The sequence below is a fragment of the Pseudomonas sp. H1h genome, from assembly GCF_000633255.1.
In the GTDB taxonomy this organism is placed as follows: Bacteria; Pseudomonadota; Gammaproteobacteria; order Pseudomonadales; family Pseudomonadaceae; genus Aquipseudomonas.
Genome location: NZ_AYMJ01000001.1, coordinates 26967 through 41948, shown reverse-complemented (window position 1 = coordinate 41948; position 14982 = coordinate 26967). Strand labels below are relative to the sequence as shown.

General features: G+C 61.4%; 14 protein-coding genes. 8 read left to right on the top strand and 6 right to left on the bottom strand.

Annotated elements, in window-relative coordinates; genetic code table 11:
* Positions 1-45 precede the first annotated feature (45 nt).
* From dgcA to U862_RS0100165, 3 genes are all read right to left on the bottom strand, one after another.
* Positions 46-2106: a dimethylglycine demethylation protein DgcA gene (gene dgcA / locus U862_RS0100175; RefSeq protein WP_025108545.1), complete on the bottom strand. Its 2061-nt coding sequence runs from the start codon at positions 2104-2106 to the stop codon at positions 46-48.
* Positions 2107-2121: 15 nt separating this feature from the next.
* The gene (locus U862_RS0100170) at positions 2122-2652 is read right to left on the bottom strand and encodes a DUF5943 domain-containing protein (protein WP_025108544.1); all 531 of its coding nucleotides are present in this window, start codon (positions 2650-2652) and stop codon (positions 2122-2124) included.
* A 106-nt stretch (positions 2653-2758) separates the two neighbouring features.
* Positions 2759-3736, bottom strand: a complete 978-nt coding sequence (locus tag U862_RS0100165; RefSeq protein WP_025108543.1) for a dipeptidase — start codon at positions 3734-3736, stop codon at positions 2759-2761.
* A gap of 234 nt (positions 3737-3970) precedes the next feature.
* Between U862_RS0100165 and U862_RS0100160 the strand changes: the two genes are divergently transcribed.
* Together U862_RS0100160 and U862_RS0100155 are read left to right on the top strand one after the other, a co-directional pair.
* Entirely contained in the window at positions 3971-4372 is a 402-nt protein-coding gene (locus U862_RS0100160; protein ID WP_025108542.1) for a lysozyme inhibitor LprI family protein, read from the top strand.
* A 48-nt stretch (positions 4373-4420) separates the two neighbouring features.
* Entirely contained in the window at positions 4421-4837 is a 417-nt protein-coding gene (locus tag U862_RS0100155; RefSeq protein WP_025108541.1) for a DUF3010 family protein, read from the top strand.
* 139 nt (positions 4838-4976) lie between these two features.
* Here U862_RS0100155 and U862_RS0100150 read toward each other — a convergent pair whose 3' ends face one another.
* Positions 4977-5921: a GlxA family transcriptional regulator gene (locus U862_RS0100150; protein WP_025108540.1), complete on the bottom strand. Its 945-nt coding sequence runs from the start codon at positions 5919-5921 to the stop codon at positions 4977-4979.
* A gap of 192 nt (positions 5922-6113) precedes the next feature.
* Between U862_RS0100150 and U862_RS0100145 the strand changes: the two genes are divergently transcribed.
* The 6 genes from U862_RS0100145 (at position 6114) to U862_RS0100120 (ending at position 11554) form a co-directional block, all read left to right on the top strand.
* Positions 6114-7058: a choline ABC transporter substrate-binding protein gene (locus tag U862_RS0100145; RefSeq protein ID WP_025108539.1), complete on the top strand. Its 945-nt coding sequence runs from the start codon at positions 6114-6116 to the stop codon at positions 7056-7058.
* Between the two features lie 75 nt (positions 7059-7133).
* Positions 7134-8021, top strand: a complete 888-nt coding sequence (locus U862_RS0100140) for a 3-keto-5-aminohexanoate cleavage protein (protein WP_025108538.1) — start codon at positions 7134-7136, stop codon at positions 8019-8021.
* A 140-nt stretch (positions 8022-8161) separates the two neighbouring features.
* A complete protein-coding gene (locus tag U862_RS0100135; protein WP_025108537.1) occupies positions 8162-9127 on the top strand; it encodes an L-carnitine dehydrogenase in 966 nt (321 codons plus the stop codon).
* Positions 9128-9255: 128 nt separating this feature from the next.
* Positions 9256-9732, top strand: coding sequence for a thioesterase family protein (locus tag U862_RS0100130; protein WP_025108536.1), 477 nt, complete (start codon positions 9256-9258; stop codon positions 9730-9732).
* 23 nt (positions 9733-9755) lie between these two features.
* Positions 9756-10919 carry a gamma-butyrobetaine dioxygenase gene (locus U862_RS0100125; RefSeq protein WP_025108535.1) on the top strand — a complete coding sequence of 388 codons (1164 nt, stop codon included), beginning with the start codon at positions 9756-9758 and terminating at the stop codon, positions 10917-10919.
* 371 nt (positions 10920-11290) lie between these two features.
* Positions 11291-11554, top strand: coding sequence for a hypothetical protein (locus tag U862_RS0100120; RefSeq protein WP_007962640.1), 264 nt, complete (start codon positions 11291-11293; stop codon positions 11552-11554).
* Between the two features lie 87 nt (positions 11555-11641).
* Here U862_RS0100120 and U862_RS0100115 read toward each other — a convergent pair whose 3' ends face one another.
* Together U862_RS0100115 and U862_RS0100110 are read right to left on the bottom strand one after the other, a co-directional pair.
* Entirely contained in the window at positions 11642-12745 is a 1104-nt protein-coding gene (locus tag U862_RS0100115; protein WP_007949927.1) for a GlxA family transcriptional regulator, read from the bottom strand.
* Positions 12746-13267: 522 nt separating this feature from the next.
* A complete protein-coding gene (locus tag U862_RS0100110; protein ID WP_025108534.1) occupies positions 13268-14644 on the bottom strand; it encodes an L-serine ammonia-lyase in 1377 nt (458 codons plus the stop codon).
* Between the last annotated feature and the right edge of the window lie 338 nt (positions 14645-14982).

Below are 14982 nucleotides of genomic sequence, written 5' to 3'. Positions count from 1 at the left end.
GCATTCGCGGGCAAGCCCGCTCCCACAGAGGTCATGTGCAAGTCCTTAGAAGTCCTTGCACAACCGCAACGCGTCATAGATCGCCGCATGGGTATTACGCTGCGCCACGCAATCGCCGATGCGGAACAGCAAGTAGCCGTCACCGGTGGTGCTCAACGAAGGCTGCGGCTTGATCGCAAACAAGGCATCGATGTCGATCTGGCCCTTGTTGCGCGAACCGTCCTTGAGCCCGTAATACAGTTCTTCGTCCGGACGCACGCCGTTTTCCACCACCACCTGATCGACCACCCGCTCCTCTTTGGCGCCGGTGTATTCGTTCTCCAGCACCGCCACCAGTTTGTCGCCTTCGCGGTAGACCTTCTCCAGCATCATGTCGCCGGTCATGATCACTTCTTTCGGGTACATGCTGCGGTAGTAGGTCGGGAACGACGTGCCGCCAATGGCCACGCCCGGCTTGATGTCGTCGGTGACGATCTCGACCTGGCTGCCCTTATCGGCGAGGAAGTCGGCGACCGACATCCCGGTGAACTCGCAGATGGTGTCGTAGACCAGCACGTTCTTGCCCGGCGCGACCTTGCCGTCGAGCACGTCCCAACTGCTGACCACCAGCCCTTCGGCGGCGCCCCAGTGTTCGTTCTGCTCAAGGAACGGATGACCGCCCACCGCCAGCACGACCACGTCCGGACGCAGATCGAGAATGGTCGCCGCATCGGCGGCAGTCCCCAGACGCAGGTCGACTTTCAGCCGCGCCAGTTCCAGCTGGAACCAGCGGGTGATGCCGGCGATCTGGTCACGCTGCGGCGCTTTCGACGCCGTGGTGATCTGCCCGCCGATGAATTCCTTCTTCTCGAACAGGGTCACGTCGTGGCCACGTTCGGCTGCCACGCGTGCGGCTTCCATCCCGGCCGGGCCGGCACCGACCACCACGACCTTGCGTTTCGGCCCGGTGGATTTCTCGATGATGTGCGGTACGCCCATGTATTCACGGGAGGTCGCGGCGTTCTGAATGCACAGCACATCCAGACCCTGGTACTGCCGGTCGATGCAATAGTTGGCGCCGACGCACTGCTTGATCTGATCGACCTGGCCCATCTTGATCTTGGCGATCAAGTGCGGGTCGGCAATGTGCGCGCGGGTCATGCCGACCATGTCGACGTAACCGCCTTCGAGAATGCGCGTGGCCTGATTCGGATCCTTGATGTTCTGTGCGTGCAGAACCGGTGCCTTCACGACCTCTTTGATACCGGCCGCCAAGTGCAGAAACGGCTCCGGTGGATAACTCATGTTGGGGATAACGTTGGCCAAGGTGTTGTGGGTGTCGCAACCCGAACCGACCACGCCGATGAAATCGAGCATGCCGGTGTCGTCGTAATACTTGGCGATCTGCTTCATGTCCTCGTGGGACAGGCCGTCCGGGTGGAATTCGTCACCGCACAGACGGATGCCGACGCAGAAATCGTCGCCGACTTCCTTGCGCACCGCCTTGAGCACTTCGAGGCCGAAACGCATGCGGTTCTCGAAGCTGCCACCCCACTCGTCGGTACGCTTGTTGACCCGAGGGCTCCAGAACTGGTCGATCATGTGCTGGTGCACGGCGGACAGTTCGACACCGTCCAGTCCGCCGGCCTTGGCCCGCGCGGCCGCAGTGGCGTAGTTGCCGATCACCCGCCAGATCTCTTCCGGCTCGATGGTTTTGCAGGTTGCGCGGTGCACCGGCTCACGGATGCCCGAAGGCGACAACAGGGTCGGCCAGTGCTCGCCATCCCAGCGCGAGCGGCGGCCCATGTGGGTAATCTGGATCATGATCTTGGCGCCATGCTTGTGCATGGCGTCAGCCAGATTCTGGAAGTGCGGAATGATCCGGTCGTCCGCCAGGTTCACCGATTTCCACCAGCCTTGCGGACTGTCGATGGCCACGCTGGAAGAACCGCCGCAAATCGCCAGGCCGATTCCGCCCTTGGCTTTCTCTTCGTAATATTTGACGTAGCGGTCGGTGGTCATGCCGCCGTCAGTCGCGTAGACCTCGGCGTGCGCGGTGCTGAGCACGCGGTTGCGGATGGTCAGTTTGCCGATCTGGATCGGCTGGAACATTGCTTCGAAAGCCATGGCGGGTTCCTCGACTTACAACGGCTTGACGGTGAACAAGCCGTCTTCGTGACCCTCTTCGGAGCCACCGTAGACTTGCTCGGCCACGGTGCGAATCTGACTGCCGCGAGCGGCAAGAATCTGATCCATCGCACCGGCAAACCAGCCGGTGAACATGTAGTCGACCTTGCGCCCGACCTTGCCGTAGACGTAGACGAACGCCGAGTGTTCGAGCTTGACGCTGGCGGTGCCTTTGTCGAGGTCGATGTCCTGGATCTTGAACAGGCCCCAACCGCGTTGCGACAGGCGCTTCATGTAATGCTCGAACACCGCAACGCCTTCCAGGCCGTGGCATTCGGCTTCTTTTTCACACCAGTGCCAGGCGGACTTGTAGCCGGCCTTGTAGAGGATCTCGGCGTAGGCTTCAGCGCCCAGCACTTCCTCGATGCCCATGTGGTTGTTGACGAAGAAATGCCGTGGCACGTACAGCATCGGCAGGGCGTCGGAGGTCCAGACACCGGTCTCGCTGTCGACTTCGATTGGCAATTGCGGGGCGATCTTGGCCATGGAAACTTAACTCCAGAAAATTTTAGATTCAGTGTTGGCCGCGGCCCTCACCCCAGCCCTCTGCCAGAGGGAGAGGGAGCAGATCGGCGGCGGTCTTGAGAAAGCGTTACTCGCCCCAGACGTCTTTGAGAACGTTCACCCAGTTTTCGCCCATGATCTTGCGCACTACGCGCTCGCAATGGCCGCGCTTGAGCAGGGTTTCGGTCAGGTTCGGGAATTCGCCGACGGTGCGGATGCCCAGCGGGTTGATGATCTTGCCGAAGCTGGTCAGACGACGGGCGTAGCCCTTGTCGTGGGTCAGGTATTCGAAGAAGTCCTGGCCGTGCCCTTGGGTGAAGTCGGTGCCGATGCCGATGGCGTCTTCGCCGACAATGTTCATGGTGTATTCGATGGCTTCGGCGTAGTCGTCGATGGTCGAATCGATACCCTTGGCGAGGAACGGCGCGAACATGGTCACGCCGACGAAACCGCCGTGGTCGGCAATGAACTTCAGTTCTGCATCGGACTTGTTGCGCGGGTGTTCTTTCAGGCCCGACGGCAGGCAGTGGGAATAGCAGACCGGTTTTTTCGATTCGAGGATGACTTCCTCGGAAGTCTTGGAGCCGACGTGGGACAGGTCGCACATGACGCCGACGCGGTTCATCTCGGCAACGATTTCGCGACCGAAGCCCGACAGCCCGCCGTCTCGCTCGTAGCAACCGGTGCCGACGAGGTTCTGGGTGTTGTAGCACATCTGCACGATGCCGACGCCGAGCTGTTTGAACACCTCGACATAGCCGATCTGGTCTTCGAACGCGTGGGCGTTCTGGAAGCCGAAGAGGATGCCGGTCTTGCCCTGCTCCTTGGCGCGACGGATGTCGGCGGTGGTGCGCACGGGCATCACCAGGTCGCTGTTTTCGCGGATCAGCTTCTGGCTGGCGGCAATATTGTTCACGGTCGCCTGAAAGCCTTCCCACACCGAGACAGTGCAGTTGGCTGCCGTCAGACCGCCCTTGCGCATGTCTTCGAACAGCTCGCGGTTCCATTTGGCAATGATCAGACCGTCGATAACGATGCTGTCGGCGTGTAATTCGGCTGGGCTCATCAGGCGTCCCCTTATTGGCGATTCATGCGCCGAATCGTCTGCCGGCGCTTTGGGGCCAGCATATGCCTCGGTGCCGGGGCGACCGGGTGCAAAAACGACAGGGGAATTGCCGAAAGCGTCAATCCGCGACAAAGGGTCGCCAGACGCTCCGATCAGCTACCTGTTCAAGCCCGCGCGCTTGAGCCAGAATCTTGCGCATCTTGGATACACCACTGGATTAGAGCGGCGACATCAATGAAATCGATCTTCCTGGCTTTGGCACTGATTGCGACCGGCGTACACGCCGCCGAAGAGTCCGACAACAACCCGTGCGACGCAGTCGAAAACGACGTCCAGACCCTGGAATGTTCGACCTACAGCCGCACCACCGCCGAAGACCTGCTCAAGGACAACTACGCCAGCCTCAACGAGCGCATGCAGGCCACCTACGGCAAGAACGCGACGCAACTGGCCGACATCACCGCCAAACTCAAAACCGCCCAGCAACAATGGCTGAAAACCCGCGACGCCGATTGCGCGGTGGAAGCGTTCCCCGCCACCGAAGGCAGCAAGGCGTTCAAGATTGCGCAGAATGACTGTGTTGCACGGATGAGTGACGAACGGTCGGAGTTTTTGGAGTCGATTGGGCAGGAGTGAGGATCTGCGCTGTAAGCTGCACTTCATATAGCCAATCAAGGGACACACATGAACATCTGCGGCATCGAAATCAAAGGCAGCGAAGCGATCATCGCCGTGGCCGCTCTCGACGGTTCGGCCCTGAGCCATGTGGCGCTCAGTACAAAGAAAATCGCCCTCGACGATGACGATGAGGCGGCCAACGTCAAACGCTTTGCGGCGCAGGTCGCTTCGTTTGTGCGCGAGCATTCGATTGACCGGATTGCGATCAAGAAGCGCAGCAAGAAGGGTGAGTTTGCCGGTGGGCCGACGACGTTCAAGATCGAAGGTGTGTTTCAGTTGCTGGACGGGTGTGAGGTGACGCTGTTGTCGCCGCAGACGATCAATGCGCAAGCCAAGAAGCACAATTTCGAGCTGCCGGGGACGCTGAACAAATATCAGCATGAGGCGTACAAGGCGGCGTGTTCGGCGCTGGTGAAGAAGTAAGCCGATCGTCCAGACACAGAAGATCAAAATGTGGGAGCGGGCTTGCTCGCGAATGCGGTGGATCAGTCAACTCATGTTTCGACTGACACCCCGCATTCGCGAGCAAGCCCGCTCCCACATTTGGTTTTGCGTACCCCCATCAGGCTTGGGCGGTACGCCGGTCTTCGCGGGGGCAGCGGGCGAACTTCGCTCGATAACTACGGGTGAAGTACGACGGCGATTCAAACCCGCAGGCGATGCTGACTTCGAGCACGCTCATGTCGGTCTGGCGCAGTAGCTGCCGGGCCTTTTCCAGCCGTAGACGCAGGTAGAAGTTGCTCGGCGTGTCGTTCAAGTGCAGCCGAAACAAGCGCTCCAGTTGCCGCCGCGTCACCTTGATCGACTCCGCCAGTTGCAACGTGGTCAGCGGTGGCTCGCTGTGTTGTTCCATCTCGCCAATCACCTGCACCAGCTTCTTGTTGCTGATGCCGTAGCGCGTGGCGACTTCCATGCGCTGGTGGTCTTTGCGCGGGCGGATACGCCCGAGGACGAATTGCTCGCTGACCTGGATCGCCAGTTGTGGGCCGTGGGCTTGGGCGATCAGGTCGAGCATCAGATCGATGGAAGCGGTGCCACCGGCCGATGTGATACGCCGACGGTCGATTTCGAACAGCTCCTGCGTCACGCTGAGCTGTGGATAAGATTCCTTGAAGGCGTCGATGGCCTCCCAGTGCAGGGTCAGCCGATGGCCGTCGAGCAGGCCCGCCTCGGCGAGGACAAAACTGCCAGTGTCGATCGCGCCGAGGGTGACGCCTTCGTTGTCCAGCCGCCGCAACCAGTGTTCAAGCGTTGGTGTGGCGAACTTCAGCGGTTCAAATCCGGCGACCACCAGCAACGTCGCACCTTTCTTCAACGGCTCCAGCGCCGCATCCGCGTTGACCGACATGCCATTGCTCGCCAGTACCGCCCCACCATCGGCACTGAGCACATGCCAGCGATACAACTCGCCGCGAAAGCGGTTGGCCACGCGCAGCGGTTCGATCGCGGAGATGAAGCCGATGGCGGAGAACCCCGGCATCAGCAGAAAGTAGAAATCCTGGGACATGTGCGCCCTCGGTTGGCGTGTAGCGTGGATCGTTGATACGCCGATTGTCGTCAGCGTTCAAGCGCGCAGGTCGCTACAGTGCAAGAGCCGGTCGCCGCAGTGCGCTTTCAAGGGCCTGCAGCTGCGTAACTTGGCATCACCGGCGCGTCAGACGCCGGGAACCACAATAAACGACCTGCCGAGGAACCCGACATGAAACGACTGATCAGCAGCTGTGTTCTTGCACTCAGCGGTACCGCTTTCTTGAGCGCCAGCGTCATGGCAGCCGAACCCGCGTCGTGCCAGAACGTACGCATGGGCGTCGTGAACTGGACCGACGTGATCGCCACCAGTGCCATGACCCAGGTCCTGCTCGACGGCCTCGGCTACAACACCAAACAAACCAGCGCCTCCCAGCAAATCATCTTCGCCGGGATCCGTGATCAGCGGCTGGACCTGTTCCTCGGTTACTGGAACCCGCTGATGACCCAGACGATCACCCCGTTCGTCGACGCCAATCAGGTCAAGGTTCTGCCGGCCCCAAGCCTGAAGGACGCCCGCGCGACCCTCGCGGTGCCGACTTATCTGGCGGACAAGGGCCTGAAGACTTTCGCCGACATCGCCAAATTCGACAAGGAACTGGGCGGCAAGATCTACGGGATCGAGCCGGGCTCGGGCGCCAACACGCAGATCAAGGCGATGATCGCCAAGAACCAGTTCGGCCTCGGCAAGTTCCAGTTGGTCGAGTCCAGCGAGGCCGGCATGCTCGCCGCCGTAGACCGCGCGGTGCGCCGCAAGGAGGCCGTGGTGTTCTTCGGCTGGGCGCCGCACCCGATGAACGTCAACGTCAAGATGACTTATCTGACCGGCAGCGACGACGCCCTCGGCCCGAATGAAGGCATGGCCACCGTATGGACCGTCACCGCGCCGAAATATGCCGACCAGTGCCCGAACGTCGGCCGCCTGCTGAGCAACCTGACGTTCACCGCCGAAGACGAGAGCCGCATGATGCAACCGCTGCTCGATCACAAGGACGCCTTCGAATCGGCCAGGCAATGGCTCAAGGATCATCCCGAAGACAAGCAGCGCTGGCTCGACGGTGTGACCACCTTCGACGGCAAACCGGCCGCTGAAAACCTGCAACTGACCAGTAAATAACCCACCCCGATTCAACCCTTCGCAGCCCGCAACAGGGCTGCGAACAGACCCATCACGCCTGAAGGAAACCGCACCATGAACCACGACGTCATCATCACCTGCGCACTCACCGGTGCTGGCGACACGACCGCCAAGAGCCCGCACGTGCCGGTCACCCCGAAACAGATCGCAGCGGCTGCAGTAGAAGCAGCCAAGGCCGGCGCCACCGTCGTGCACTGCCATGTACGCGACCCGCAGACCGGCAAGTTCAGCCGTGACGTGGCGCTGTACCGCGAAGTGATGGAGCGCATCCGCGAGGCCGACGTCGACATCATCGTCAACCTCACCGCCGGCATGGGCGGCGACCTGGAAATCGGTGCTGGCGAGAACCCGATGGAATTCGGCCCGAACACCGACCTGGTCGGCCCGCTGACCCGCCTGGCCCACGTAGAACAACTGCTGCCGGAAATCTGCACCCTCGATTGCGGCACCCTGAACTTCGGCGACGGCGACACGATTTACGTCTCCACTCCGGCGCAGCTGCGCGCCGGCGCCAAGCGCATCACCGAGCTGGGCGTGAAGGCCGAGCTGGAAATTTTCGACACCGGTCATCTGTGGTTCGCCAAGCAGATGATCAAGGAAGGCTTGCTCGACAACCCGCTGTTCCAGCTGTGCCTGGGCATCCCGTGGGGCGCGCCGGCCGACACGACCACCATGAAAGCCATGGTCGACAACCTGCCCGAAGACGCGGTGTGGGCCGGATTCGGCATCGGCCGCATGCAGATGCCGATGGCCGCGCAAGCGGTGCTGCTCGGCGGCAACGTGCGGGTCGGGCTGGAAGACAACCTGTGGCTGGACAAGGGCGTGCTGGCAACCAACGGCCAGTTGGTCGAGCGCGCTACCGAGATCCTCAGCCGCCTCGGCGCCCGCGTGCTGACCCCGGCCGAGGGCCGCAAGAAGATGGGCCTGACCCCGCGCGGCTGAACAATCACTCATTTGCCCCTGCGGGAGCGGGCTTGCTCGCGAAGGCGCTGGCTCTGCCCATAAAGATGCGTCGGATGTTCCGGCCTCTTCGCGAGCAAGCCCGCCCCCACAGGGTTCTGCGAACTTTTCAGGACATGACCATGAGCTTTATCACCGACATCAAAACTTTCGCCGCCCTCGGCAGCGGTGTCATCGGCAGCGGCTGGGTCGCGCGTGCCCTCGCCCATGGCCTCGACGTGGTGGCCTGGGACCCGGCGCCTGGCGCTGAAGCCGCGCTGCGCAAACGCGTGGCGAATGCCTGGGGCGCGCTGGAGAAAAACGGTCTGGCGCCCGGCGCCTCGCAGGATCGTCTGCGCTTTGTCGCGACCATCGAGGAATGCGTGCGCGATGCTGACTTCATCCAGGAAAGCGCCCCGGAACGCCTTGAGCTGAAACTCGATCTGCACAGCAAGATCAGCGCGGCGGCCAAACCCGATGCGCTGATCGGCTCGAGTACTTCCGGCCTGTTGCCGAGCGAGTTCTACGAGAGTTCGACGCATCCCGAGCGGTGCGTGGTCGGCCACCCGTTCAATCCGGTTTACCTGTTGCCGCTGGTGGAAGTGGTGGGCGGCAAGAACACCGCACCCGAAGCTGTGCAAGCGGCGATGAAAGTCTATGAGTCCCTCGGCATGCGCCCGCTGCACGTGCGCAAGGAAGTGCCGGGGTTCATCGCTGACCGCTTGCTCGAAGCGCTGTGGCGTGAGGCGCTGCATCTGGTCAACGACTGCGTGGCGACTACTGGCGAGATTGATGATGCGATCCGTTTTGGCGCCGGTCTGCGCTGGTCGTTCATGGGCACCTTCCTGACGTATACGCTGGCCGGCGGCGATGCCGGGATGCGTCACTTCATGTCGCAGTTCGGCCCGGCGTTGCAGTTGCCATGGACGTATCTGCCGGCGCCGGAACTGACCGAGAAGCTGATTGACGATGTGGTCGATGGCACCAGCGACCAGCTCGGTCGCCACAGCATTTCGGCGCTGGAGCGCTATCGTGATGATTGCCTGCTGGCGGTGCTGGAGGCGGTGAAAACCACCAAGGAAAAGCACGGGATGAGTTTCAGCGAGTAATCCTTGCTCAGCAGCTCCGGCCCCTTCGCGAGCAAGCCCGCTCCCACAGTTGAAATGCATTCCAATGTGGGAGCGAGCCTGCTCGCGAAGACGGCAGCCCAGCCACCATCAATGTTGGATCTGAAACCATGCCCAGCCTCACCACCTACCAGACCCGCATCATCCCCGACTGGGTCGACTACAACGGCCATCTGCGCGACGCCTTCTACCTGCTGATTTTCAGCTACGCCACCGACGCCCTGATGGATCGCCTCGGCATGGACAGCAACAATCGCGAAGCCAGCGGCCATTCGCTGTTCACCCTTGAACTGCACCTCAATTACCTGCACGAAGTGAAGCTCGACGCCGAGGTCGAAGTGCGCACGCAGATCATCGGCCACGACAGTAAACGCCTGCACCTTTATCACAGCCTGCACCTGACCGGCGAGGACAAGGAACTGGCCGGCAACGAACAGATGTTGCTGCACGTCGATCTCGCCGGCCCGCTTTCGGCGCCGTTCACCCCGGACACCCTGAGCCGCCTGCAAGCCATCGTCGCCGAGCAGAACGACCTGCCCGCCCCGGCTTACCTCGGCCGCGTCATTGCCCTGCCACCCGCCCGGTAACCCCTCCCACGCAAGGAGCCGCCATGAACACCGCTGCCGCTGTTGCCGATTTCCGTACGTATCCTCTGATCAGCGCGCTGAGCGGCGTGCAGAACCTGGCGGATCGCCTTGCGATTGCCTGGGCCGATGGCCGCACCAGCCCGTTCCACCACGCCTGGCTGCGGGATAACTGCCCGTGCCAACAGTGCGTCTACAACGTCACTCGCGAGCAGGTGTTCGAGATCGTCGATGCCGTACCGGATCTCGCCCCCGCCAGTGCCCAGATCGACAGCGACGGCTGCCTGCGCGTCGACTGGCAGGACGGCCACCGCAGCCGCTTCGACCCCGGCTGGTTACGTGCCCACGCCTATGACGACGCCTCCCGGGCCGAGCGCCTGAGCGCCAAGCCCAAGGCGTATTTGTGGCGCAGCGATTTGCAGTTGCCAGTGTTCGACTACGCCGCGCTGATGGATGACAACGGCGCCCTGTTGCAATGGCTGATCGCGGTGCGCGACATCGGCCTGACCCAGGTGCGCGGCGTACCTGCCGAACCGGGTTCGCTGAAGCTGATCGCCCAGCGCATTTCGTTCATCCGCGAGAGCAACTTCGGCGTGCTGTTCAACGTGCAGTCCAAGGCCGATGCCGACAGCAACGCCTACACCGCTTTCAACCTGCCGCTGCACACGGATCTGCCGACCCGCGAGTTGCAACCGGGGCTGCAATTTCTGCATTGCCTGGTGAATGACGCCGAAGGTGGCGAGAGTATTTTTGTCGATGGCTTCGCGATTGCCGATGCGTTGCGTCAGGAAGACCCGGAGCTGTTTCAGGCGCTGTGCGAAATCCCCGTGGAATTCCGCAACAAGGATCGCCACAGCGACTATCGCTGCCTGGCGCCGATCATTGCGCTGGATGCGTCAGGGCGAGTGGCAGAGATTCGCATGGCGAACTTTCTGCGCGGGGCGTTCGATACCTCCGTAGAGCAGATGCCGCTGCTGTATCGCGCCTATCGACGCTTGATCGCGATGACCCGCGAACCACGCTTTCGCCTGATGCAGCGGCTCAATCCGGGTGAGCTGTGGTGCTTCGATAATCGCCGCACATTGCATGCGCGCAATGCGTTTGACCCGGCCACCGGCGCGCGGCATTTCCAGGGCTGCTACATCGACCGGGATGAGTTGTTGTCGCGGATTCTGGTGTTGCAACGCTAGAGCGCGTCATCGTTCTTCGCGATCAGGCTCGCTCCCACATGAATGAACGCGGTCACCTGTGGGAGCGGGCTTGCTCGCGAAAGCGCCAGATCCAACAACCCGGCTCTTTCGGATTCACAAGCAAAAAAAGCCCCGATACAAGCCGTGACAGGATCGGGGCAGAGGGTACTGTTGAGGAGCTGCCAGTCGAGGGTGACCAAACCGTCGTGTAGCGAGCTGAGTCCAGTGTGCCCACTCCCCTTTGCACCGAGTTAGCCGAAAACGACCTGTTCATAGCCGTCGCGGCCACTGCGACAAATCGCCCTTGCCGTCACTGCGCATGCCTACCAGAATCGAGCCACGACCTCCGTTACCGAAGAAGGATTCGCGCCATGATGTACGCCGATTTGATAGATCAGGAAGACCTGTTGGGCCAGCTCAAGGCATTGGGTTTTCAAGTGCCGAGCGGTTCAACCGCCGAGCAGGCCTGTGAGTGTGCGGTGCGCGGTCTGGATAATGTTCGTGCGTTTGAACTGCGCAAAATGGTCAAGGACATGTACACCAGCGGCGCCAGTATTCAGCCTGCGGTTCGTCAGGCGATCGACAAGCAGTTGCTGCCGGCGTTGGCGGATTACCAGCAAAGCCACAGCGCCTGAAAAATCCATTCGCGAGCAGGCTCTCTCCCACATTGGAATGCATTCGTATGTGGGAGCGAGCCTGCTCGCGAAGCACGATGACGCGATCTACAGCCTTACGCTGGCAAACGTCGACTCATTACGCGCCTGACTCAACGCCGACATCGGCCCCGACAGCGGCGACATCACGATCGCCTGCGGCAGCGGCAGCATCGCCACTTGCTGCGTGGTGTTGGAGCCTACGCGCTCGTCACGCGGCGGAATGCCGAAGTATTCGCGGTAGCACTTGGAGAAGTGCGGCGTCGACACGAAACCACACACCGATGCGACTTCGATGATCGACATCGGCGTCTGCTTGAGCAGTTGCCGCGCACGAATCAAGCGTAGCTTCAGGTAGTAGCGCGACGGCGAGCAGTGCAGGTATTTCTGGAACAGCCGCTCCAGCTGTCGACGCGACACGGCGACGTACACCGCCAGCTCGTCGAGGTCGATCGGCTCTTCAAGGTTGGCTTCCATCAGCGCAACGATTTCCTGCAGCTTCGGCTGATTGGTGCCGAGCATGTGCTTGAGCGGCACGCGCTGGTGATCCTGCTCGTTGCGGATGCGTTCGTAGACAAACATTTCCGAGATCGCGGCGGACAGTTCGCGGCCATGATCGCGGCTGATCAGGTGCAGCATCATGTCCAGTGGCGCGGTGCCGCCGGAGCTGGTGAAACGGTTACGGTCGAGGGTGAACAGACGCGTACTCATCGCCACACGCGGGAAAGCTTCCTGCATCGCCGCCAGACATTCCCAGTGCACGCTGCAATCAAAACCGTCGAGCAGGCCGGCGCAGGCCAGTGCCCAACTGCCGGTGCACACGGCGCCGAGACGCTTGGACTGACGCGCCTGGCTTTGCAGCCATGAAACGTGCTCACGGGTCACGGTGCGTTGAATACCAATGCCGCCGCAGACGATCACGGTGTCTAGGGGCGGGGCTTTGTGCATGGAGGCATCGGGAGTGATTTGCAGACCGTCACTGGCCCACACCTGGCCGCCATCGACGGTGAGGGTGCTCCAGCGATACAGCTCACGACCGGACAATTGGTTGGCCATGCGTAGAGGTTCTACTGCGGAGGCCAGAGAAATAAGCGTGAAATTGTCCAGCAGCAGAAAGCCGATGGATTGAGGCGCACGGTTCTGGGGTTGGGCCCCGGAGTTGAACGACGTCATCGCGGTATCTCCTCACACAAAGCGGGTGATGGCCTCAGGCGGAGGCTCTTGTTATTGCCGCGTTCTCGCGTGGGAGACGGGCTTTGTTATGACAGAGCAATTGCCATGCCTAAAATTGAATGGCTGTTCAATAACTCCTGAAAACGACGTCGCGACGCGTCTATACGAGCCGTCCGACGAAAGGTAGTCAGAAGTGCCATCAGCGGCGCTGAAAGCCCTGCCCCGTTGCCTGTGAGCAGATCGGTAGCACTTGTGGGAACGGGCTTGCGCACGGTTGTTTCAGAGTGTCACCGCAGGCACGGGTGACGGACGGTAGGTGGTGCAAATGGCGCACTGCGGGTGGGAAACACTCTTATCTGATTGCGACGCGCTAAAAGGTGGCGTGATTTGATTACCGTGTTCACTTGGTGAGCAGTTTTGACTGGTCTGGCCCCTTCGCGAGCAGGCTCGCTCCCACATTTGAAATACACGCTCCTGTGGGAGCGAGCCTGCTCGCGAAGAACTCAACTCGGTATTGCTGACTCAACACTCAACCGCACTGACCGCCAAACCGCCGCGCGATGTCTCTTTATATTTGTCATGCATATCGGCGCCGGTATCGCGCATGGTGCGGATCACCCGATCCAGCGAAATGAAGTGCTGACCATCGCCACGCAAAGCCATCTGCGCCGCGTTGATCGCCTTCACCGCGGCAATCGCGTTGCGCTCGATGCACGGCACCTGCACCAGGCCGCCGACCGGATCGCAGGTCAGGCCGAGGTTATGTTCCAGGCCGATCTCGGCCGCGTTGCACAGTTGCTCCGGCGACGCGCCGAGGATTTCCGCCAACCCTGCAGCCGCCATCGCGCAGGCAGAACCGACCTCGCCCTGGCAACCGACTTCAGCACCGGAGATCGAGGCGTTCTTCTTGCACAGAATGCCCACCGCCGCCGCCCCCAGGAAATAGTCGACGACGTTGGCGTCGGTGACCGCTTCGCTGAACTTCATGAAGTAGTGCAACACCGCGGGGATGATTCCCGCCGCACCGTTGGTCGGCGCCGTGACCATGCGCCCCCCGGCCGCGTTCTCTTCATTAACCGCGAGGGCAAACAGGTTGACCCACTCCATCGCGCTGAGAGTCGAGCCGATCACGTTGGGCTTGTTCAACTCCTGCAGGCTGCGATGCAACTTGGCCGCACGCCGGCGCACGTTCAGACCACCAGGGAGGATGCCTTCGTGCTTGAGGCCCTGCTCGACGCAATCCTGCATCGCCCGCCACAGCTTCATCAGCCCGGCGCGGATTTCCTCTTCGCTGCGCCAGACCTTTTCGTTGGCCATCATCAGTTCGGCGACGCGCAAGTTGTTCTTCTTGCACAGCTCCAGCAGCTCCACCGCGCTGGAAAAGTCATAAGGCAATTCGGTGCGATCCAGATCGACCACGCCGCTGGACGCCTGCGCTTGATCCACCACAAAACCGCCACCGACCGAATAGTAGGTGTCGCGATGGATTTCCCCGTGATCGCCTTCGGCAATCAGGGTCATGGCATTGGGGTGGAACGGCAGGTTCTCGTCGATCAGGCGCATGTCGCGCGCCCAGACAAACGGCACAGACAGGCGGCCGTCCAACAGCAGGGTGTGGGTTTCACGCAAGGCCTGAATCCGCGGGCCGATCTGCGACGGGTCGATTGCGTCCGGCCACTCGCCCATCAGGCCCATGATCACCGCATTGTCGCTGCCGTGACCGATACCGGTAGCCGACAGCGAGCCGAACAATTGCACTTCTATGCGACGCACCTGTTCGAGCAGGTGCCTGTCGCGCAGCGATTCGACAAACAGAGCGGCGGCGCGCATCGGGCCGACGGTGTGGGAACTGGACGGGCCGATGCCGATTTTGAACAGGTCGAAAACGCTGATAGCCATTGCTGCAGAGCTCCTGAGGATGCCGTTCCCGGGCTTTAAGCGCCCGCTGGCGGAGCTGCTACGCTCAAGCTGCGATCCGCCGGAATGCCCGCATCATCAGGCTTTTGTCAGGTCGCCCGGCGTCTGACACCGACGCACTCATGCCCACCAGCGCCGCGCCGTTTTCGCCCCGGTTTTTCGCCGTTTTTATGCAGTCCAGATGGCCGATCGGGGCAGAAAAAAGCTGTAAACGACGTCACTGACACTAGATACGACCATCCCTGTACTGGATACGACGCACCCTGTAGGCGTCAGATTTTCACTGGTACATGATCGTTATGACTCGATTGCAAGGCGCC

Bases quoted from the DNA above. Each gene is read 5' to 3' on its own strand.
- dgcA (WP_025108545.1), bottom strand. From the start codon at position 2,106: ATGGCTTTCGAAGCAATGTTCCAGCCGATCCAGATCGGCAAACTGACC.
- U862_RS0100170 (WP_025108544.1), bottom strand. From the start codon at position 2,652: ATGGCCAAGATCGCCCCGCAATTGCCAATCGAAGTCGACAGCGAGACC.
- U862_RS0100165 (WP_025108543.1), bottom strand. From the start codon at position 3,736: ATGAGCCCAGCCGAATTACACGCCGACAGCATCGTTATCGACGGTCTG.
- U862_RS0100160 (WP_025108542.1), top strand. From the start codon at position 3,971: ATGAAATCGATCTTCCTGGCTTTGGCACTGATTGCGACCGGCGTACAC.
- U862_RS0100155 (WP_025108541.1), top strand. From the start codon at position 4,421: ATGAACATCTGCGGCATCGAAATCAAAGGCAGCGAAGCGATCATCGCC.
- U862_RS0100150 (WP_025108540.1), bottom strand. From the start codon at position 5,921: ATGTCCCAGGATTTCTACTTTCTGCTGATGCCGGGGTTCTCCGCCATC.
- U862_RS0100145 (WP_025108539.1), top strand. From the start codon at position 6,114: ATGAAACGACTGATCAGCAGCTGTGTTCTTGCACTCAGCGGTACCGCT.
- U862_RS0100140 (WP_025108538.1), top strand. From the start codon at position 7,134: ATGAACCACGACGTCATCATCACCTGCGCACTCACCGGTGCTGGCGAC.
- U862_RS0100135 (WP_025108537.1), top strand. From the start codon at position 8,162: ATGAGCTTTATCACCGACATCAAAACTTTCGCCGCCCTCGGCAGCGGT.
- U862_RS0100130 (WP_025108536.1), top strand. From the start codon at position 9,256: ATGCCCAGCCTCACCACCTACCAGACCCGCATCATCCCCGACTGGGTC.
- U862_RS0100125 (WP_025108535.1), top strand. From the start codon at position 9,756: ATGAACACCGCTGCCGCTGTTGCCGATTTCCGTACGTATCCTCTGATC.
- U862_RS0100120 (WP_007962640.1), top strand. From the start codon at position 11,291: ATGATGTACGCCGATTTGATAGATCAGGAAGACCTGTTGGGCCAGCTC.
- U862_RS0100115 (WP_007949927.1), bottom strand. From the start codon at position 12,745: ATGACGTCGTTCAACTCCGGGGCCCAACCCCAGAACCGTGCGCCTCAA.
- U862_RS0100110 (WP_025108534.1), bottom strand. From the start codon at position 14,644: ATGGCTATCAGCGTTTTCGACCTGTTCAAAATCGGCATCGGCCCGTCC.